The following is a 19,871-nucleotide window of genomic DNA, read 5'->3' as shown; positions in this document are numbered from 1 at the left end:
TACCTTCTCTATTGGCGCTCTGCCGGGTCTTGTTTTCAGAGGACCCATTTAGCGGCAGGCGCGGAAACTCGTTAGCTTAGAGCTTGATTTCGACGTCGACACCGGCGGCGAGATCGAGCTTCATCAGTGCATCGACCGTCTGGGGAGTCGGGTCCACAATGTCCAGAAGACGCTTGTGAGTCCGGATCTCGAACTGCTCGCGCGACTTCTTGTCGATGTGCGGCGAGCGGTTGACGGTGAACTTGTCGATGCGGGTCGGCAGCGGGATCGGCCCGCGAACCTGTGCACCCGTACGCTTGGCCGTCGACACGATCTCACGCGTGGAAGCGTCGAGAACACGGTGGTCAAACGCCTTGAGGCGGATGCGAATATTCTGACCGTTCATCTTGTAAATCCTGACGAAAATGGATCGCGGCGCGCGTTAATCGCGCGCCGCGAATGTCTCAATGAGGCTTACTTCAGGATCTTCGCGACGACGCCGGCGCCGACGGTGCGGCCACCTTCACGGATAGCGAAGCGGAGCTTCTCTTCCATGGCGATCGGAACGATCAGCTGAACATTCATGTTGATGTTGTCGCCCGGCATAACCATTTCCGTGCCTTCCGGCAGGGTCACGATGCCAGTCACGTCCGTGGTGCGGAAGTAGAACTGCGGACGGTAGTTGCCGAAGAACGGAGTGTGACGGCCGCCTTCTTCCTTGGTGAGGATATAGGCCTCAGCAACGAAGTCGGTGTGCGGGGTCACGGAACCGGGCTTGCAGAGAACCTGGCCGCGCTCGACCTGAGTGCGATCGATACCGCGGATCAGTGCGCCAACGTTATCGCCAGCCTGACCGGAGTCGAGCAGCTTGCGGAACATTTCAACACCGGTAACGGTGGTCTTCTGGGTTGCCTTGATGCCGACGATTTCGACTTCTTCGCCAACCTTGACGATACCGCGTTCGACACGGCCGGTGACCACAGTACCGCGACCCGAGATCGAGAACACGTCTTCGATCGGGAGCAGGAAGGGCTGGTCAACCGGACGTTCCGGCTGCGGGATGTAGGCGTCAACGGCAGCCATCAGCTCGAGAACGGCGTCGTGGCCGAGCTTCTGATCCGTACCTTCCAGGGCAGCAAGAGCCGAACCCTTGATGATCGGAATATCGTCGCCGGGGAATTCATACGAGCTCAGGAGCTCGCGGACTTCCAGCTCAACGAGTTCGAGCAGTTCCGGATCGTCGACCATGTCGCACTTGTTCAGGAACACGACCAGAGCCGGCACGCCAACCTGACGGGCGAGCAGGATGTGCTCACGGGTCTGGGGCATCGGGCCGTCGGCAGCGGACACGACCAGGATTGCGCCGTCCATCTGGGCGGCACCGGTGATCATGTTCTTCACATAGTCAGCGTGGCCGGGGCAGTCCACGTGAGCGTAGTGACGGTTGACCGTCTCGTACTCGACGTGTGCAGTGTTGATGGTGATGCCGCGTGCCTTCTCTTCCGGGGCAGCGTCGATCTGCGAATAATCGCGGAACGTTGCGCCACCGGTCTCAGCCAGCACCTTGGTGATCGCTGCGGTCAGCGAGGTCTTGCCATGGTCAACGTGACCGATGGTGCCGATGTTGCAGTGCGGCTTGGTGCGGGAAAACTTTTCCTTCGCCATCGCTTTTCTCCAAATTCGTCAGCGCAATCGCCGACATTCAGTTGAGTTTTTAGTAGCTTGCGCTGTTTTAGGCGTATTTGGCCTGGACTTCGTCGGCAACTGCCTGCGGGACCTGCTCGTAGTGATCGAACACCATCGAGTACTGGGCCCGACCCTGGCTCATTGACCGGAGCGAGTTCACATAGCCGAACATGTTGGCAAGCGGCACAAATGCATTCACGACCTGGATCACACCACGGCTTTCAGTGCCCTGGATCTGCCCACGACGGGAATTCAAATCACCGATGACGTCGCCCATGTACTCATCTGGCGTCGTAACTTCAACCTTCATGATCGGTTCGAGAATTTTCGGACCGGCTTCACGCATCGCTTCACGGAAACCCGCACGCGCTGCGATTTCGAATGCCAGCACCGAGGAGTCCACGTCGTGGTAGGCACCGTCGGTCAGCGTGACCTTGATGTCGACGACGGGGAAGCCGATCAGCGGGCCTGCGCCCATGACCGATTCCAGGCCCTTGGCAACGCCCGGAACGTATTCCCTCGGCACGGCGCCACCAACGATGGCGTTGACGAATTCAAGACCCTTGCCCACTTCGCCCGGCTCGACTTCGAGCTTGATGCGGGCGAACTGGCCCGAACCACCGGATTGCTTCTTATGGGTGTAGTCCTTGATGGTCTTCTTCGTGATGGTTTCACGATAGGCAACCTGAGGCTGACCGATATTGGCTTCGACCTTGAACTCGCGCTTCATGCGATCCACGAGAATGTCGAGGTGCAATTCGCCCATGCCCGAGATGATCGTCTGGCCCGATTCCGGGTCAGTCTTGACGCGGAAAGTCGGATCTTCAGCCGCCAGGCGGTTGAGTGCGAGACCCATCTTTTCCTGGTCGGCCTTCGACTTCGGCTCAACCGAAATATCGATAACCGGATCCGGGAAGATCATGCGCTCAAGGATAACCTGAGCGTTGGCCGGGCAAAGAGTATCACCGGTGGTGGTGTCCTTGAGGCCCACGATGGCCACGATGTCGCCAGCAAAAGCTTCGCTGATCTGTTCGCGGCTGTTCGAGTGCATCTGGAACATGCGGCCAACGCGTTCGCGCTTGCCCTTCACGGTGTTTTCCAGCTGCGCGCCCTGCTCGAGCGTGCCCGAATAGATGCGGCAGAAGGTCAGCGAGCCCATGTGCGGGTCGTTGGCGATCTTGAAAGCCAGCATCGACAGCGGCTCACCGTCGTCAGCATGACGCTCGATGGGCTCTTCGGTCTTGGCGTCGATACCCTTGATGGCGGGCACGTCGGTCGGAGCCGGCAGGAAGTCGATCACGCCGTCCAGCAGGGGCTGAACGCCCTTGTTCTTGAACGCCGAACCCGCAAAGATCAGGAAGAACTTGGTGTCGCAGACGCCACGACGAAGCAGACGACGAATAGTGTCGTTGTTCGGCATTTCGCCTTCGAGGTAGGCTTCCATCGCGGCGTCGTCCATTTCGACGGCAGCCTCGATCATCTCTTCGCGGTACTTCTCGGCCTTTTCCTTGAGGTCAGCCGGGATTTCCACGACGTCCCACTGAGCACCGAGCTCTTCGTTGCGCCAGACCAGAGCATTCATCTCGATCAGGTCGACAACGCCACGGAAGTCGTTCTCAGCGCCGATTGGCAGCTGGACAGGAACGCCCTTGGCACCCAGACGCGTACCGATCATCTCCACGCAGCGGTAGAAGTCGGCACCGATCTTGTCCATCTTGTTGACGAAGATCAGGCGCGGAACGTGATACTTGTCGGCCTGGCGCCAGACGGTTTCGGTCTGGGGCTCAACACCAGCATTGGCGTCGAGCAGGGCAACGGCACCGTCAAGCACGCGCAGCGAACGCTCGACTTCAATGGTGAAGTCCACGTGGCCGGGGGTGTCGATGATGTTGAAGCGATGCATCGTGCCGTTACGATCCTTCCAGAAGGTCGTGGTGGCAGCAGACGTGATGGTGATGCCGCGTTCCTGCTCCTGCTCCATCCAGTCCATGGTCGCAGCGCCGTCGTGGACTTCGCCGATCTTATGGGACTTGCCGGTGTAGTAGAGGATGCGTTCGGTCGTGGTCGTCTTGCCAGCATCGATGTGAGCCATGATGCCGAAGTTACGATAGAGATTGATCGGGTATTCGCGTGCCATGGGGCGCTCCTACTACCAGCGGTAGTGCGAGAAGGCACGGTTGGCGTCAGCCATACGGTGCGTGTCTTCGCGTTTCTTCACGGCCTGGCCGCGACCGTTCATGGCATCCATGAGTTCGCCCGAGAGGCGTTCACGCATGGTGTTCTCGCCGCGCTTGCGGGCGCTGTCGATGAGCCAGCGAATGGCCAGGGCCTGCTGACGATCGGCACGAACTTCAACCGGAACCTGGTACGTAGCACCGCCAACGCGGCGCGAACGCACTTCAACGGCCGGACGGATATTGTCCAGGGCGCCATGGAAAACGGTGATCGGGTCCTGCTTGGTCTTGGTTTCGACGATGTCGAAAGCACCATAGACGATGGACTCGGCAGCCGACTTCTTGCCGTCCTTCATGAGCGAATTCATGAACTTGGTAACGACCAGATCGCCGAACTTGGGATCAGGGATGACTTCACGCTTTTCTGCGCGGTGACGACGTGACATCGCTCTATATCTCCTTACTTCGGACGCTTCGCGCCGTACTTCGAACGGCGTTGCTTGCGATCCTTCACGCTCTGCGTGTCAAGGACACCGCGGAGCACGTGATAACGGACACCCGGCAAGTCGCGCACGCGACCGCCGCGGATGAGCACAACAGAGTGCTCCTGAAGGTTGTGACCTTCGCCCGGGATGTACGAAATCACTTCACGCTGGTTGGTCAGGCGAACCTTGGCCACCTTGCGCAGAGCAGAGTTCGGCTTCTTCGGGGTCGTCGTGTACACACGGGAGCAAACGCCGCGCTTCTGCGGGTTGGCTTCCATGGCGGGAACTTTGTTCCGCTTTGGCTTGCTGGCGCGTGGCTTGCGGATCAGCTGATTAATGGTGGGCATTGCGCTCTTTCCATCGTCCAAAAAACTATACGGTCTACACAGCAAACCAAAGCGGCGCTTGCCCGATCCCTTTGGGGATACGGCAGCGCCTTAATTGCAGCGGACCACCCGCCTTTCGGCAGCAGTCATGCGCACAAGGATTTGCTTCGTCTAACTACCCGACAGTGTGTTTGATTGCCCTGGATTCCCGCACAAGGTGGCAGGGACCCGGTGTGACAACCACGACCGACCGCTTAGGTAGGCGCTGTTTAGAACCGACTCCGCCGCGCGTCAAGGATTCTTTCGTGAATAATCCGAAGGCGAGCCTTGCGTTTGAGGCGGGCATGGCCGCCACGAGGGTTCACCACCAAACTGGACGGTTTTTGGCCGGATCGTTCGGCAACTGACCAAGGGGCCGGACCATATCCTCCACGAGCCCCCCTGCCCTTGTTCTGAACCGCCGGGCGTCCTAGATCAAAGACGCATCTGCGGAGCCCAGAGTGACCGAACCAACCGTGCGCTCTGCGCTCAAACTCGACATTGTGATCATCGGTGCCGGGCAAGCCGGCCTCAGTGCCGCCTATCATCTCAAGAAGCTCGGGCTCGCTCCTGGGCGTGATTTTATCGTGCTCGACCAGGCGCCTCACCCCGGCGGTGCCTGGCAGTATCGTTGGCCATCCCTCACCCTGAGCACCGTCAATCGCGTCCACGATCTGCCCGGTCTCGGTTTCGCTGACTTTGCAGGCACCGACGATTCCGTCAAAGCCTCGGTAGCGGTGCCGCACTACTTTGCCGCCTATGAGGAGCATTTCGACCTTAAGGTGCTGCGACCGGCAAGCGTCAATCTTGTATGCGACCGCGGGGAACGCTTGAGGATCGAGAGCGACCGTGGACTGTTTTCAGCCAGGGGCATCATCAACGCTACAGGAACCTGGGAGAACCCCTATATCCCACACTATCCGGGCGCCGAAACCTTTGCTGGCCGCACCCTGCACACACGTGACTTTCGCATTGCTGACGATTTTGCCGGGCAGCATGTTCTGATTGTCGGCGGCGGCATCTCGGCCATCCAGCTCCTCGACCAGATTTCCCAGGTCACGCGCACAACCTGGGTCACCAGGACTCCGCCCCGCTGGCGCGATGGTCCTTTCGACGAAGAGGCCGGCCGCCGGGCTGTCGCCATGGTCGAAGAGCGCGTGCGTGCCGGCTTGCCGCCGCACGCGGTCGTTTCGGTCACGGGACTGCCGGTGTCTCCGGCCATTGTTGCCATGCGCGAGCGTGGCGTGCTCAACCGCAAGCCAATGTTTTCCCAGATCACGCCCAAGGGTGTTCGTTGGGACGACGGCGCCGAGCTCGACGTCGACGTCATCCTCTGGTGCACCGGCTTTCGCAGCGCGCTTGATCATCTCGCGCCCCTGCAACTGCGCGAAGACAATGGCGGCATCACCATGACTGGTCGGCTCGCCACCCAGGTGGCCAAGGACCCGCGCGTGCATCTGGTGGGATACGGACCTTCAGCCTCGACAGTCGGGGCAAATCGCGCCGGTGCCGCTGCCGCCAGGGAACTGCTCACCTTCCTCGGCTTGGTGCAATAACATCGCCGACCTCAACCTCAGACAGTCCCCCAAAAGAAAAGGGGCCCCGAAAGGCCCCTTCCCCAATTCGTAGTCGTCCATGCCTTATTCGGCAGCCGGCGCCGCGATGGCGGCAGTTTCGGCCTGACGACGGCGCTCTTCCAGGATCAGGTCGTCGCGCTTGGTGGCGATCTGCTTGGCCTGGGTGATACCGGCGCCAGTACCGGCCGGGATCAGGCGGCCAACGATGACATTTTCCTTGAGACCTTCGAGCAAGTCGGCCTTGCCCGAAACCGCAGCTTCCGTAAGGACGCGAGTGGTTTCCTGGAACGATGCCGCCGAGATGAAGGAGCGGGTCTGCAGCGACGCCTTGGTGATGCCGAGCAGCACCGGGTTGGCCGTTGCAGGCTTCTTGCCTTCTGCAGTGAGCTGGTCGTTAAGCTCATCGAAGTCGAGCTTGTCGAGCTGCTCGTCCTTGAGCAGGCCAGAGTCACCGGGCTCGACAATCTCGACCTTCTGCAGCATCTGGCGAACGATCACCTCAATGTGCTTGTCATTGATCAGCACGCCCTGCAGGCGGTAGACCTCCTGGATCTCATTGACGAGATAGCGTGCCAGTTCCTCGACGCCCTTGATCGCAAGGATGTCATGCGGAGCCGGATTGCCGTCAAGAATGTACTCGCCCTTTTCGATGGCATCGCCTTCCTGCAGATGGAACGGCTTGCCCTTCGGGATCAGGTACTCGACAGGATCGGCACCCTCTTCGGTCGGCTCGATGATGACACGACGCTTGTTCTTGTAGTCGCGACCGAAGCGGATGGAACCATCGATCTCGGCGATGATGGCGTGATCCTTCGGACGACGGGCTTCGAACAGCTCGGCCACACGCGGCAGACCGCCGGTGATGTCCTTGGTCTTGGCGCTTTCCAGCGGAATACGGGCCAGCACGTCACCCGGCGAGACCTTCTCGCCCGGCTCAATGGCAATAACCGCATCCACCGACAGCAGGTAGCGGGCTTCCCCACCACGATCCACCTTGGCAATTGCACCGCCACGGGAAATCGCGAGGGCCGGCTTGAGGCCTTCCCCACGCTGATTGCCGCGCCAGTCGATAACCACGCGCTTGGTGAAGCCAGTGGCCTCGTCGGTGTTTTCCGCAACCGAAGCACCGTCGACCAGGTCTTCAAACACAACCTCGCCCTCGACTTCAGCGAGGATCGGACGGGTGTAGGGGTCCCATTCGGCCAGACGCTGGCCACGGCGGACCATGTCGCCCTCCTTCACCAGCAGCTTGGAGCCATAGGTCACCTTGTGGGTGGTGCGTTCCTTGCCGTCGGCATCAACGATTGCCAGGGACACGTTACGGGCCATGACGACCAGCTTGCCACCTTCGACCATTGCCAGGTTCGGATTGCGGATCACAATCTTGCCTTCAGCGCCGGACTCGAGGAACGAGCTGTCGACCACCTGTGCGGTACCACCAATGTGGAAGGTACGCATGGTCAGCTGAGTGCCGGGTTCACCGATCGACTGTGCGGCGATAACGCCAACAGCTTCACCCATGTTCACCGGCGTACCGCGAGCAAGGTCACGACCGTAGCAGGCCGCGCAGCAACCCTGGCGCATATCGCAGGTCAGCGGCGAACGGATGCGGATCGACTGGATACGCGCGTCCTCGATAACATCGATATGCTTTTCTTCGAGCAGCGTGCCCTTGGGTGCAATGAGATCGCCCGTCAGAGGATGGAACACGTCATCGGCCGTGGTACGACCCAGAACGCGCTGGCCAATCGAGGCAACAACCTGGCCAGCATCGACGATGGGCTCCATGGTCAAGCCACGCTCTGTGCCGCAATCTTCTGCAACAATGATCGCGTCCTGCGCCACGTCGACCAGACGACGGGTCAGGTAACCCGAGTTCGCGGTCTTCAGAGCGGTGTCGGCCAGACCCTTACGGGCACCGTGGGTGGAGTTGAAATACTCCAGAACGTTCAGGCCTTCCTTGAAGTTAGCGGTAATCGGCGTCTCGATGATCGAGCCATCCGGCTTGGCCATCAGGCCACGCATGCCGGCGAGCTGCTTCATCTGAGCCGGTGAACCACGGGCACCGGAGTGGGACATCATGTAGACCGAGTTGATCGGCTTCTGACGACCGGTTTCCTTGTCGATCTGGACGGTACGGATGGCGTCCATCATCTCTTCGGCAACCTTGTCGCCGCACTTGGCCCAGGCGTCCACGACCTTGTTGTACTTTTCGCCCTGAGTGATCAGGCCGTCATTGTACTGCTGCTCGAATTCCTCGACCAGCTTCCGGGTCTCTTCCACGATGGTGTACTTGCTGGCCGGGATAACCATGTCATCCTTGCCGAACGAGATACCAGCGTCGCAGGCGTTCTTGAAGCCAAGCTGCATGACGCGGTCACAGAAAATGACCGTCTCCTTCTGACCGCAACCGCGATACACGGTGTCGATCATCTTGGAGATCATCTTCTTGGTCATCAGCTGGTTAGCCGTGGAGTACGGCACAGCAGCATGCTTGGGTAGGATCTGACCGATCAGCATACGGCCCGGGGTCGTTTCCACGATCTCGGTGATCTGCTTGCCGTCAGCATCCCACGCCGGCACGCGAGCCTTGATCTTGGTGTGAAGGGTCACGACCTTGGTGTCGATGGCGTGCTCAAGCTCGGCATAGGACGCGAACGCCATGCCTTCGCCTGGCTCATTGTCGTTCATCAGCGAGAGGTAATAGAGACCAAGCACGATGTCCTGGCTCGGCACGATGATCGGCTGACCATTTGCAGGGTGCAGGATGTTATTGGTCGACATCATGAGCACGCGCGCTTCAAGCTGGGCTTCAAGCGACAGCGGCACGTGAACAGCCATCTGGTCGCCGTCAAAGTCGGCGTTGAAGGCCGAGCACACGAGCGGGTGCAGACGAATGGCCTTGCCTTCGATCAGGATCGGCTCGAATGCCTGGATGCCAAGACGGTGCAGCGTCGGAGCGCGGTTCAACAGCACCGGGTGCTCGCGGATAACCTCGTCCAGGATATCCCAGACTTCCGGCTTTTCCTTCTCAACCAGCTTCTTGGCCTGCTTCACCGTCGAGCTGAAGCCCTTGGCTTCAAGGCGCGAGTAGATGAAGGGCTTGAACAGCTCAAGCGCCATTTTCTTGGGCAGGCCGCACTGGTGCAGCTTGAGGTTCGGACCAACAGTAATAACCGAACGACCCGAATAGTCGACGCGCTTGCCGAGCAGGTTCTGGCGGAAGCGGCCCTGCTTGCCCTTGAGCATGTCGGACAGCGACTTCAGCGGACGCTTGTTGGCACCAGTGATGGTGCGGCCACGGCGGCCGTTGTCGAACAGCGCGTCAACAGCTTCCTGCAGCATGCGCTTTTCGTTGCGGATGATGATATCGGGCGCACGCAGCTCGATCAGGCGCTTCAGGCGGTTGTTGCGGTTGATCACACGACGATAGAGGTCGTTGAGATCGGAGGTCGCAAAGCGGCCACCGTCCAGCGGCACGAGCGGGCGCAGCTCGGGCGGAATGACCGGAATAACGGTCATGATCATCCACTCGGGCTTGTTGCCCGACACGATGAACTGCTCGACAATCTTCAAGCGCTTGGCGAGCTTTTTGGGCTTAAGCTCAGTCGTGGACTCAGCAATTTCCACGCGCAGGTCCGCCGCGATCTTTTCCAGATCGAGCGAAAGCAGGATATCGCGAATGGCTTCGGCGCCGATCTTGGCGGTGAAGCTGTCGGCACCGTATTCGTCCTGGGCGTCGAGGAATTGCTCTTCGGTGAGCAGTTCGTTCTGCGTGAACGGGGTCAGGCCGGCGTCGAGAACGACATAGTTCTCGAAGTAAAGGATGCGTTCAATGTCCTTGAGCGTCATGTCAAGCAGCAGCGCGATGCGGCTTGGCAAAGACTTCAGGAACCAGATGTGAGCAACCGGAGCGGCCAGTTCAATATGACCCATGCGCTCGCGACGGACGCGGCTCAGGGTGACTTCCACACCGCACTTTTCGCAGATAACGCCCTTGAACTTCATGCGCTTGTACTTGCCGCACAAGCATTCATAGTCCTTCACGGGGCCAAAGATACGGGCGCAGAAAAGACCATCGCGTTCAGGCTTGAACGTACGATAGTTGATGGTTTCCGGCTTCTTGATCTCGCCGTAGGACCAGCTGAGGATCTTCTCGGGGCTCGCGATCGAGATCTTCATCTGATCGAAAGTCTGCACGGGGACGGCCGGGTTGAACGGGTCCATGACGTGGGAATGATGGTTCATCTATTCTCTCCTCTACCCACCCAGGACCTCGAAAGTGAACGGATCCTGAATGGGTGATGATTGGAAACTGGAAGTGCCGGATTATTCCGCCGCTTCCTGAGGAGGCGCGAGCTCCGCTTCTGCCTGGTTCGGATCGTCCACTTCCCGCATGTCGAGTTCGACATTGAGGCCGAGAGACCGGATTTCCTTGACCAGAACGTTGAAGCTTTCCGGGATACCCGCTTCAAAGGTGTCGTCGCCGCGCACGATGGCCTCGTAGACCTTCGTACGACCTGCCACGTCGTCCGACTTGATGGTGAGCATTTCCTGCAGCGTATAGGCAGCGCCATACGCTTCCAGGGCCCACACTTCCATCTCGCCGAAGCGCTGACCACCGAACTGGGCCTTACCGCCCAGAGGCTGCTGGGTGACCAGCGAGTACGGTCCGATGGAGCGCGCGTGGATCTTGTTGTCCACCAGGTGGTCGAGCTTGAGCATGTAGATGTAGCCAACCGTCACCTGACGGTCGAACTGCTCACCACTACGACCGTCAAAGACGGTCGACTGGCCCGAGGACTTCAGCCCTGCCCGCTCCAGCATGACGACGATGTCAGCTTCCTTGGCGCCGTCGAAAACCGGAGTGGCAATCGGGACGCCCTTGGAGAGGTGTTCGCCAAGGCGGATCATGCCGTCATCATCGAGATCGGTGATGGAGCTGTCGTTGGCAAACAGATCCTGGATTTCAAGACGCAACGGCTTCAGGTCGCCCTTGGCATGATAGGCACGAACCATTTCGTCGATCTTGCGGCCCATGCCGGCACAGGCCCAACCCAGATGGGTTTCAAGGATCTGGCCCACATTCATGCGCGAAGGCACGCCGAGCGGGTTAAGCACGATGTCCACGGAAGTGCCGTCTTCGAGATAGGGCATGTCTTCCACGGGAACGATGCGGGAAACCACACCCTTGTTGCCGTGGCGACCGGCCATCTTGTCGCCGGGCTGGATCTTGCGCTTGGTCGCGATGAACACCTTGACCATCTTCATCACGCCAGGAGGCAGTTCGTCACCGCGCTGGAGCTTGTCCACCTTGTCGATGAAGCGCTGCTCAAGCAGACGACGGCTCTCTTCATACTGGGCATGAAGAGCTTCCATCTCGGTCATGACCTTGTCGTCTTCGACCGCAAACTGCCACCACTTCGAACGCGGCTGCGCTTCAAAGATGGAGTCATTGAGCTTGGTGCCGACCACATAGCCCTTCGGACCTGCCGTTGCAGCCTTGCCGAACAGCATTTCCTTGAGGCGGGCATAGACGTTGCGGTCGAGGATCGACTGCTCGTCATCACGGTCCTTGGCCAGGCGCTCGATTTCCTCGCGCTCGATGGCCATGGCACGCTCGTCCTTGTCGATGCCGTGGCGATTGAACACGCGCACTTCAACGACAGTACCGGCGTCGCCCGGGGGCACGCGCAGCGAGGTATCGCGGACGTCCGAAGCTTTCTCGCCAAAGATGGCGCGGAGGAGCTTTTCTTCCGGGGTCATCGGCGATTCACCCTTGGGGGTGATCTTGCCGACCAGAATGTCGCCCGGCTGCACTTCGGCACCGATGTGAACAATACCGGCTTCGTCGAGGTTCTTCAGCGCTTCTTCCGAAACGTTCGGAATATCGCGGGTGATTTCCTCGGGACCAAGCTTGGTATCGCGGGCCATGACTTCATATTCCTCGATATGGATCGAGGTGAAGACGTCCTGCATGGCGATCTTTTCGCTCAGCAGAATGGAGTCTTCGAAGTTGTAGCCGTTCCAGGGCATGAACGCGACGAGCACGTTGCGACCCAGGGCCAGATCGCCCAGTTCGGTCGACGGGCCGTCAGCGATGATGTCACCAGCGTTGATGTGGTCGCCCACAACAACCAGCGGGCGCTGATTGATACAGGTCGACTGGTTCGAACGCTGGAACTTCATCAGGTTGTAGATGTCCACGCCCGACTTCGACGCATCGGTTTCAGCCGTTGCACGAATAACGATACGGGTCGCATCCACCTGATCCACGACGCCGGTACGCTTGGCCACAATGGCGGCGCCAGAGTCACGGGCCACGACCGGCTCCATGCCCGTACCCACGAAGGGGGCCTCGGCACGCAGCAGCGGCACAGCCTGCTTCTGCATGTTCGAGCCCATCAGAGCGCGGTTAGCGTCGTCGTTTTCCAGGAACGGGATCAGCGAAGCGGCAACCGACACCATCTGCTTGGGCGAAACGTCCATCAGATCGACGTTTTCCTTGGGCGTCAGGCCGTTGTCACCGGCGTGGCGAGCCACAACCAGGTCGTCCTGCAGCTCGAGGGTCGGGGTAAACTGCACGTTCGCCTGGGCGACGTAGTGCTTCGCCTCTTCCATGGCCGACAGGTAGACCACTTCGTCAGTCAGCTTACCGTCGACGATCTTGCGGTACGGCGTCTCGATGAAGCCGTACTTGTTGACGCGGGCGTAGGTGGCCAGATTGTTGATCAGGCCGATGTTCGGGCCTTCGGGTGTTTCAATCGGGCAGATACGGCCATAGTGGGTCGGATGCACGTCGCGCACTTCAAAGCCGGCACGCTCACGGGTGAGACCACCTGGCCCGAGCGCCGAGAGACGACGCTTGTGCGCCACTTCCGAGAGCGGGTTGGTCTGATCCATGAACTGGCTCAGCTGCGACGAACCGAAGAACTCACGCACAGCGGCAGCAGCCGGCTTGGCGTTGATCAGGTCCTGCGGCATCACGGTGTCGATTTCGACCGACGACATGCGTTCCTTGATGGCGCGCTCCATGCGGAGCAGACCAAGCCGATAGGAGTTTTCCATCAGCTCGCCAACCGAGCGAACGCGACGGTTACCGAGGTTGTCGATATCGTCGATTTCGCCGCGGCCATCGCGCAGGTCCACAAGGGTGCGGACGACTTCAACGATGTCTTCCTTGCGCAGCGTGCGCATGGTGTCAGGGGCATCGAGCTCGAGGCGCATGTTCATCTTGACGCGGCCAACGGCCGACAGGTCATAGCGCTCGCTGTCAAAGAACAGCGACTGGAACATGGCTTCGGCGGTCTCAACGGTCGGCGGCTCACCCGGACGCATGACGCGGTAGATGTCGAACAGCGCATCTTCACGCGTCTCGTTCTTGTCCACTGCCAGGGTGTTGCGGAGATAGGCACCGATGCTGATGTGGTCGATGTCGAGGATCGGCAGCGCATCAAAGCCCTTGTCGACCAGGCTCGTCAGCAGCTTCTCGTCCAGCTCGTCGCCGGCTTCTGCATAGATCTCACCGGTCTGGAGGTTGACCAGGTCTTCGGCCAGATACATGCCGTAGAGGTCTTCATCCACGGCCAGCAGGTGCTTGAGGCCATCGTCAGCAAGCTTCTTGGCCTGACGGGCCGAAAGCTTCTTGCCGCCTTCATGCACGACGTCGCCAGTCTTGGCGTCGATCAGGTCATGGCTCGGCTTGGCGGCCTTCCACTTCTCGGGATTGTAAGGAACGCGCCAGCCCTTGGCGGTCTTTTCGTAGTCCAGCTTGTTGTAATAGGTGTCGAGGATTTCCTCGGCATCCATGCCCAGCGCCTTGAGCAGCGAGGTCACCGGAATCTTGCGACGACGGTCGATGCGCGCATAAACGATGTCCTTGGCGTCGAATTCGATATCGAGCCAGGAACCGCGGTAGGGAATGATGCGACCGGCAAACAGCAGCTTGCCCGACGAATGGGTCTTGCCCTTGTCGTGGTCGAAAAACACGCCAGGCGAACGGTGCATCTGCGAGACGATAACACGCTCGGTGCCGTTGACGACAAAGGTGCCATTGGGCGTCATGAAGGGCATGTCGCCCATATAGACGTCCTGCTCCTTGATGTCCTTGACCGAACGGGCGCCGGTTTCTTCGTCCACTTCGAACACGATCAGCCGCAGCGTCACCTTGAGCGGGGCAGCGAACGTCATGTCGCGCGCACGGCACTCATCGATATCATACTTGGGCTGTTCGAACTCGTAGCGCACGAATTCCAGGCTCGCAGTGTTCGAGAAGTCGGTGATCGGGAACACCGAGCGGAACACGGACTGCAACCCTTCTTCCGGCCGGCCGCCCTTGGGCTCTACGACCTGAAGAAACTGATCATAGGAAGCCTTTTGGACTTCGATCAGATTGGGCAATTCCGTGACTTCGCGGATGGAACCGAAGGACTTGCGAACCTTGCGGCGGCCGTTGAAGGTGGTAGCCATGAAAGCTCCTACTTTAAAACGCTTGTCTCGGAGGCAGATATCCAAAGACCCGACTATCAGCCGTCGGCGCTCGGGATATATGCCTGGTTAGTCAAATTCCGGGGTCAGGTCGGATGGCACAAGAATCCAGCTCATAAACCCCGATGAGCCGGTTCACAGACACGTGATCAGCAGCTAAAGCCCCGCACGAGGGACAGCCCACGGCGAGGTCAACAGAGGCTTACAAGTGCCCGCGACATCCAAATTCGTCATATATTTCCGCAAATTGGTGCCTGGACCCATCCAATCGGCCCTGGCGATTCTTCCCGTCGAAAACGGAAAAGCGAAATGGCACATAAAGCGCCATTTCGCAAATTTCAAGTAAGAACTGAAATTACTTCAGTTCGACCTTGGCGCCAGCAGCTTCAAGCTTGGTCTTGATGTCTTCGGCTTCAGCCTTCGACACGCCTTCCTTGACGGCCTTCGGAGCGCCTTCAACCAGCGCCTTGGCTTCGCCGAGGCCGAGACCGGTGATGGCACGGACTTCCTTGATGACGTTGATCTTGTTGTCGCCGAAGGCGGCAAGGATCACGTCGAATTCGGTCTTTTCTTCAGCAGCAGCGGCCGGAGCAGCACCGCCAGCAGCAGCAACAGCAACCGGAGCAGCGGCAGAAACGCCCCACTTCTCTTCGAGAAGCTTGGACAGCTCGGAAGCTTCCAGGACGGTCAGAGCCGAGAGATCATCAACGAGTTTGGCGAGATCAGCCATTTTATACTCTTTTCAGTTTGGGTTCGGGTTCGAATGGTGAGGTAGTTTGGAACGGCCTTACGCCGCTTCGCTCTTTTCCGCGTGAGCGGCCAGAACGCGAGCAATGCCCGCACCTGGCTGCACGAGGATGGAAGCGATGTTCTGTGCCGGCTGCTTGACAAGACCTGCGAGCTTGGCGCGCAGTTCGTCGAGCGACGGCATCGTAGCCAGCGCCTTGACGCCATTGGCGTCCAGAGCAGTCTGACCCATTGCACCACCGAGAATGACGAACTTCTGGTTCTTCTCGGCGAAGGCCGCAGCGATTTTCGGCGCAGCGACAGGATCTTCTGCATAGGCGATGACGGTCGGGCCGGTGAACAGGCCCGAGATGTCCGCGACATCGGTTTCCTTCAGAGCGAGCTTGGCAAGGCGGTTCTTTGCGACCTTGACCTTGCCGCCAGCCTTCTTGACCTGCACGCGCAGGTCAGTGAACGCAGCGACGGTCAGGCCGGTATTGTGCGCGACAACGATCGATCCAGCGCCCGCGAGGGCTTCCTGGAGCGAGGCAATGACTGCACTCTTTTCCGCTCTTTCCAAAGCTAGTCTCCACAAATAAGCCCCAAGGCGAATGCCAAGGGACCATTGCCAATTGCTGCCCCCTGCCCCATGCGGGACAAAGGAACAACGGTTAGTGCCTGCCAACCGAGTGCCCACGAGAGGCAACTGGCTTAGGTTCGAACCACAAAACATTGGCCTTGCGGCCAGAATTGGGTCTCACCCCGTCTATTGCTGGCTCCAAAATCGGAATTAATGGCCTCGCGGCCGACCGGCAGTCTCGGACAGGACTTTACGCAACTCCCAAGGGAGTGGCGAAACCGGGCGGCGAACCGCCCGGAATAGGAATTAGATAGCCGTGTTCGGCTCGACGTGGACGCCCGGGCCCATGGTGGAGCTCACGGATACCTTCTTGACGTAGGTACCCTTGGCGCCTGCAGGCTTGGACTTCACGACGGCGTCGGTGAACGCCTTGATGTTTTCCAGCAGCGCGGCTTCGGTGAACGACACCTTGCCAACACCGGCATGGATGATACCGGCCTTCTCGACGCGGTATTCCACGGCACCGCCCTTGGCAGCACCAACGGCGCCCTTGACGTCCATGGTCACGGTGCCGACCTTGGGGTTCGGCATCAGATTGCGCGGCCCGAGAATCTTACCGAGACGACCAACCAGCGGCATCATGTCCGGGGTGGCAATGCAGCGGTCGAAATCGAGCTTGCCGCCCTGGATGATTTCCAGCAGGTCTTCGGCGCCGACAATGTCAGCACCAGCGGCCTTGGCTTCATCGGCCTTGGCGCCACGGGCGAACACAGCCACGCGAACGGTCTTGCCGGTGCCATTGGGCAGGCTGACAACACCACGGACCATCTGGTCGGCGTGACGCGGGTCAACGCCCAGGTTCATCGCGATCTCGAGGGTTTCGTCGAACTTGGCCGAAGCCTTCGACTTCACCAGCTTGACGGCGTCTTCGAGCGAATAAAGCTTGTTGCGGTCGATGCCTTCACGGGCAGCGGCGACCTTCTTTGCGATCTTTGCCATTTTTCTTAGCCCTCGACCTGAATGCCCATGGAACGCGCGGAACCGGCGATCATGGTCATCGCGGTATCAACGTCGTCCGCGTTGAGATCCTTCATCTTCTTTTCGGCGATATCGCGCAGCTGTGCCTGCGTGATGGTGCCGGCGCTTTCCTTGCCCGGAAGCTTGGAGCCGGACTTGAGGTTCATCGCCTTCTTGATGAAGTAGGTCACCGGCGGCTGCTTCATCTCGAAGGTGAAGCTCTTGTCGGCATAGGCAGTGATGATGGTCGGAATCGGCGAGCCCTTCTCGAGCTCCTGCGTGGCAGCGTTGAACGCCTTGCAGAATTCCATGATGTTCAGGCCGCGCTGACCGAGTGCGGGGCCGATCGGGGGCGACGGAGTGGCAGAGCCAGCCGGCACCTGGAGCTTGATATAGCCCGTAATTTTCTTAGCCATTTTCTATCCTTCTGTGTTGCCCCGAAGAGCAGTTGAAGCCGTGGTGCGGTTTCCTGACGCTGGCTAAGCGCCATCCCCTTCCACGGGTTTTGCCGACTATATGCCGGCAGGTGGTCAGACCTTTTCGACCTGACCGTATTCGAGCTCCACCGGAGTGGGGCGACCGAAAATCGAGACCTCGACCTTGAGGCGCGAACGTTCCTCGTCCACCTCTTCGACGACGCCATTGAAGCTGGCAAAGGGACCGTCCGACACGCGCACGTTCTCGCCCACTTCGAAGCTGACGGAGGGCTTGGGATGATCCACGCCTTCCTGCACCTGCTGCAGGATCGACATGGCCTCGCTCTCCGAGATCGGCATGGGCTTGTTGTCCGCGCCGAGGAAACCGGTAACCTTCGGGGTATTCTTGATGAGATGGAATGCCTCGTCGGTCATATCCATCTTCACCAGGACATAGCCCGGGAAGAACTTGCGTTCGGTATCCACCTTGCGGCCACGACGAATCTCGACGACCTTTTCGGTCGGCACGATCACGTCTTCAAACAGGTGCTCGAGCTTTTTCTGCGCAACCTTGAGACGGATATCTTCCGCCACCTTGCGCTCGAAATTCGAATACGCCTGAACGATGTACCAGCGCTTGGCCATAAGAGGGTCGCCGCTCCCAAATATCTAAAAACGGATCCGAATTAGCGGATCGACAGCATCAAGGACACGAGCCAGGAAATGACCTGGTCCGCAGTGAGGAAGAACAGGCTGGCCAGTATGACCAGAACCAGAACCATGATCGTGGAAATCACGATCTCGTTCCGGCCGGGCCAGGTGACCTTGCTGACTTCCGAGCGAACCTGCTGGAGAAACTGGACTGGGTTCGTGCGGGCCATGGGCAAATCTACTTCGTATCTTGGTGCAAAACCAAAGGCCGCGCAGGAATCCCGCACGGCTAGAGCGGGCTATCTAGAGGCTTTGCCAAAGGATTGCAACAGGGCCGCAACGAGAATCATGCAGGTCGTTTCAACCGCTGAAACGGCCCCCATGTAAAGCATAAGTGCAAAACCCGAGAAATTTGACTTGCGCGCCCATCGGCCATGTCGTTGGATGAAATGTGCCCGGAATGAGGCAGCGCTCTTGGAGGGGGCTATGTCTTTCGATGTCATCGGTTGCCAGTTGATGCATTTTGGACCACACCCGACCATTGCCGGCCGCGTAACCGGCGTTGTCCGGGTGCGCATACGCGAAGGCTTTTATGGCAATGTCACCGAATATGGCCTGGACCTGCCCGTCAAATCCGACTGCGGCAAGGTCCCGCATGAACAGGTGCGCACAGCGCTCCTCACCCACGCCGCTCATCAGCTAAACAAGCTCAAGGCCCGCCACAGCGACAAACGTCCCGTCGCCGCAGAGTAGAAGCGCAACCAAACCGTTACGCATTCTCGGCGAACGGAATGCGCATTCGGGTGAGCCCCTGCTTCTTGCTGGCAAAGTGGTCAACGGCATTGATCCAGCCTTTGGCCAGGCCTTCGCGCAGCCTCATCAGCCGAAATTGCACAGGCTTCTCATGAGCAAAATGATGCTTTTCATCGTTTTCGCTAATATCACTTCGCCCTATGTCAAGCTTGTCCGGTCGGAGACCTCCCAGCTGCTGGCACAAACCGGGCAAAGTTTGCAGTCTCGACAGAGAGGCACCAGGCTCCTGAAACGGGTTGTACAAAACCAGGTCTGTTTGGCCATTGCGGAAAGCCGGATGACCAAGCAAATGCCGGGCAGCGCTGGTCTTCAGAACATAGCCTGCCGAGCCCATCGGCGTTGACCGGAACGGCCGCAGTTCGATTCCGGCAATGGCCGGCGCCACTGGCGGAAAAACCCGAATGGTTGGCCCCGTCGCTTCGAGGCGCACTATGTCGACGTCGTGCCGGTCCAATTCTGCGAGAAATGCCGGCAAAGCCGGTGACAGCTCCGCATCGTCCTCGAGCACCAGCGCGCGGGCGTCACCCGCGTCAATCATCGCCTGCCAGACCCGCTCGTGGCTTTTTGTACAGGCCAATTCCTTGCGTCGCAAAAAATGCGCGCGGTGTGGATTGCAGTAGAGATCCAGTTCCTCAGCACTCAAGTCGGCAGGCGTCGCCGCTTCAATTCGCGTCCCAGAAAGGCCCAGTCCGGCCAGTTGGGTTTCCATGAATTCGCGGCGGTCAGGGCGCGCAGCCAGATTGATGTAATAGATAGGGAGCACAGCCAACCTCGCAGAAATGTCCCGTTTGGTTAGGGCAGACAACAAGGTGAGGCAACAGATTTGCGTTCAGCCTCGCACACCAGGCAACCCTTCCCACGACGGTGCGTTATTGGCCTGCAGGACTTGCCTCCTGCGACCTCCAACGTCAGTCC

Annotated in this window: 16 protein-coding genes; 2 read left to right on the top strand and 14 right to left on the bottom strand. The window is 59.4% G+C overall.

Annotated features, from left to right (window positions below; all coding sequences use genetic code 11):
• Window positions 1-76: 76 nt before the first annotated feature.
• From rpsJ to rpsL, 5 genes are all read right to left on the bottom strand, one after another.
• Window positions 77-385 (bottom strand): 30S ribosomal protein S10, encoded by a 309-nt coding sequence (gene rpsJ, locus NIM87_RS00505; protein ID WP_056232628.1) that lies wholly within the window; start codon window positions 383-385, stop codon window positions 77-79.
• Between the two features lie 68 nt (window positions 386-453).
• Window positions 454-1,644, bottom strand: a complete 1,191-nt coding sequence (gene tuf / locus NIM87_RS00500) for an elongation factor Tu (protein WP_254672680.1) — start codon at window positions 1,642-1,644, stop codon at window positions 454-456.
• Window positions 1,645-1,711: 67 nt separating this feature from the next.
• Entirely contained in the window at window positions 1,712-3,802 is a 2,091-nt protein-coding gene (fusA, locus tag NIM87_RS00495; RefSeq protein WP_254672679.1) for an elongation factor G, read from the bottom strand.
• A gap of 12 nt (window positions 3,803-3,814) precedes the next feature.
• Window positions 3,815-4,285, bottom strand: a complete 471-nt coding sequence (gene rpsG, locus NIM87_RS00490) for a 30S ribosomal protein S7 (protein ID WP_254672678.1) — start codon at window positions 4,283-4,285, stop codon at window positions 3,815-3,817.
• 14 nt (window positions 4,286-4,299) lie between these two features.
• A complete protein-coding gene (rpsL, locus tag NIM87_RS00485; RefSeq protein WP_035080811.1) occupies window positions 4,300-4,671 on the bottom strand; it encodes a 30S ribosomal protein S12 in 372 nt (123 codons plus the stop codon).
• Between the two features lie 479 nt (window positions 4,672-5,150).
• Between rpsL and NIM87_RS00480 the strand changes: the two genes are divergently transcribed.
• Entirely contained in the window at window positions 5,151-6,245 is a 1,095-nt protein-coding gene (locus NIM87_RS00480) for an NAD(P)-binding domain-containing protein (RefSeq protein WP_254672677.1), read from the top strand.
• Between the two features lie 84 nt (window positions 6,246-6,329).
• Here NIM87_RS00480 and rpoC read toward each other — a convergent pair whose 3' ends face one another.
• The 8 genes from rpoC to secE all read right to left on the bottom strand — a co-directional run bounded on the left by rpoC (window position 6,330) and on the right by secE (window position 18,373).
• On the bottom strand, window positions 6,330-10,514 hold the full coding sequence (gene rpoC / locus NIM87_RS00475; RefSeq protein WP_254672676.1) for a DNA-directed RNA polymerase subunit beta': 4,185 nt from the start codon (window positions 10,512-10,514) through the stop codon (window positions 6,330-6,332).
• 81 nt (window positions 10,515-10,595) lie between these two features.
• Window positions 10,596-14,735 carry a DNA-directed RNA polymerase subunit beta gene (rpoB, locus tag NIM87_RS00470; protein WP_254672675.1) on the bottom strand — a complete coding sequence of 1,380 codons (4,140 nt, stop codon included), beginning with the start codon at window positions 14,733-14,735 and terminating at the stop codon, window positions 10,596-10,598.
• Between the two features lie 373 nt (window positions 14,736-15,108).
• Window positions 15,109-15,483, bottom strand: coding sequence for a 50S ribosomal protein L7/L12 (rplL, locus tag NIM87_RS00465; protein WP_254672674.1), 375 nt, complete (start codon window positions 15,481-15,483; stop codon window positions 15,109-15,111).
• Window positions 15,484-15,540: 57 nt separating this feature from the next.
• Entirely contained in the window at window positions 15,541-16,059 is a 519-nt protein-coding gene (rplJ, locus tag NIM87_RS00460; protein ID WP_254672673.1) for a 50S ribosomal protein L10, read from the bottom strand.
• A 306-nt stretch (window positions 16,060-16,365) separates the two neighbouring features.
• Window positions 16,366-17,058, bottom strand: coding sequence for a 50S ribosomal protein L1 (gene rplA, locus NIM87_RS00455; protein WP_254672672.1), 693 nt, complete (start codon window positions 17,056-17,058; stop codon window positions 16,366-16,368).
• Window positions 17,059-17,063: 5 nt separating this feature from the next.
• Window positions 17,064-17,492: a 50S ribosomal protein L11 gene (gene rplK, locus NIM87_RS00450; RefSeq protein ID WP_254672671.1), complete on the bottom strand. Its 429-nt coding sequence runs from the start codon at window positions 17,490-17,492 to the stop codon at window positions 17,064-17,066.
• Between the two features lie 114 nt (window positions 17,493-17,606).
• Complete coding sequence (nusG, locus tag NIM87_RS00445; protein ID WP_220307226.1) at window positions 17,607-18,137, bottom strand: transcription termination/antitermination protein NusG; 531 nt, start codon at window positions 18,135-18,137, stop codon at window positions 17,607-17,609.
• A 41-nt stretch (window positions 18,138-18,178) separates the two neighbouring features.
• Window positions 18,179-18,373, bottom strand: a complete 195-nt coding sequence (gene secE, locus NIM87_RS00440) for a preprotein translocase subunit SecE (protein WP_254672670.1) — start codon at window positions 18,371-18,373, stop codon at window positions 18,179-18,181.
• A gap of 256 nt (window positions 18,374-18,629) precedes the next feature.
• On the opposite strand from secE, the gene NIM87_RS00435 reads away from it, so the two are divergent.
• Window positions 18,630-18,896, top strand: coding sequence for a hypothetical protein (locus NIM87_RS00435; RefSeq protein WP_254672669.1), 267 nt, complete (start codon window positions 18,630-18,632; stop codon window positions 18,894-18,896).
• 16 nt (window positions 18,897-18,912) lie between these two features.
• On the opposite strand, the gene NIM87_RS00430 is transcribed toward NIM87_RS00435, so the two are convergent.
• Window positions 18,913-19,719, bottom strand: coding sequence for a glycosyltransferase family 25 protein (locus tag NIM87_RS00430; RefSeq protein ID WP_254672668.1), 807 nt, complete (start codon window positions 19,717-19,719; stop codon window positions 18,913-18,915).
• Window positions 19,720-19,871 lie beyond the last annotated feature (152 nt).

The sequence above is a fragment of the Devosia ureilytica genome, assembly GCF_024273195.1.
In the GTDB taxonomy this organism is placed as follows: domain Bacteria; phylum Pseudomonadota; class Alphaproteobacteria; order Rhizobiales; family Devosiaceae; genus Devosia; species Devosia ureilytica.
This window is presented reverse-complemented; position numbering and strand designations above follow the sequence as displayed.

Excerpts from the sequence above, each read along its gene's own strand:
- rpsL (WP_035080811.1), bottom strand. The coding sequence starts at position 4,671 with ATGCCCACCATTAATCAGCTGATCCGCAAGCCACGCGCCAGCAAGCCA.
- rplA (WP_254672672.1), bottom strand. The coding sequence starts at position 17,058 with ATGGCAAAGATCGCAAAGAAGGTCGCCGCTGCCCGTGAAGGCATCGAC.
- nusG (WP_220307226.1), bottom strand. The coding sequence starts at position 18,137 with ATGGCCAAGCGCTGGTACATCGTTCAGGCGTATTCGAATTTCGAGCGC.
- secE (WP_254672670.1), bottom strand. The coding sequence starts at position 18,373 with ATGGCCCGCACGAACCCAGTCCAGTTTCTCCAGCAGGTTCGCTCGGAA.
- rpoB (WP_254672675.1), bottom strand. The coding sequence starts at position 14,735 with ATGGCTACCACCTTCAACGGCCGCCGCAAGGTTCGCAAGTCCTTCGGT.
- rplK (WP_254672671.1), bottom strand. The coding sequence starts at position 17,492 with ATGGCTAAGAAAATTACGGGCTATATCAAGCTCCAGGTGCCGGCTGGC.
- NIM87_RS00435 (WP_254672669.1), top strand. The coding sequence starts at position 18,630 with ATGTCTTTCGATGTCATCGGTTGCCAGTTGATGCATTTTGGACCACAC.
- tuf (WP_254672680.1), bottom strand. The coding sequence starts at position 1,644 with ATGGCGAAGGAAAAGTTTTCCCGCACCAAGCCGCACTGCAACATCGGC.
- rpsG (WP_254672678.1), bottom strand. The coding sequence starts at position 4,285 with ATGTCACGTCGTCACCGCGCAGAAAAGCGTGAAGTCATCCCTGATCCC.
- rpsJ (WP_056232628.1), bottom strand. The coding sequence starts at position 385 with ATGAACGGTCAGAATATTCGCATCCGCCTCAAGGCGTTTGACCACCGT.
- rplL (WP_254672674.1), bottom strand. The coding sequence starts at position 15,483 with ATGGCTGATCTCGCCAAACTCGTTGATGATCTCTCGGCTCTGACCGTC.
- fusA (WP_254672679.1), bottom strand. The coding sequence starts at position 3,802 with ATGGCACGCGAATACCCGATCAATCTCTATCGTAACTTCGGCATCATG.
- rpoC (WP_254672676.1), bottom strand. The coding sequence starts at position 10,514 with ATGAACCATCATTCCCACGTCATGGACCCGTTCAACCCGGCCGTCCCC.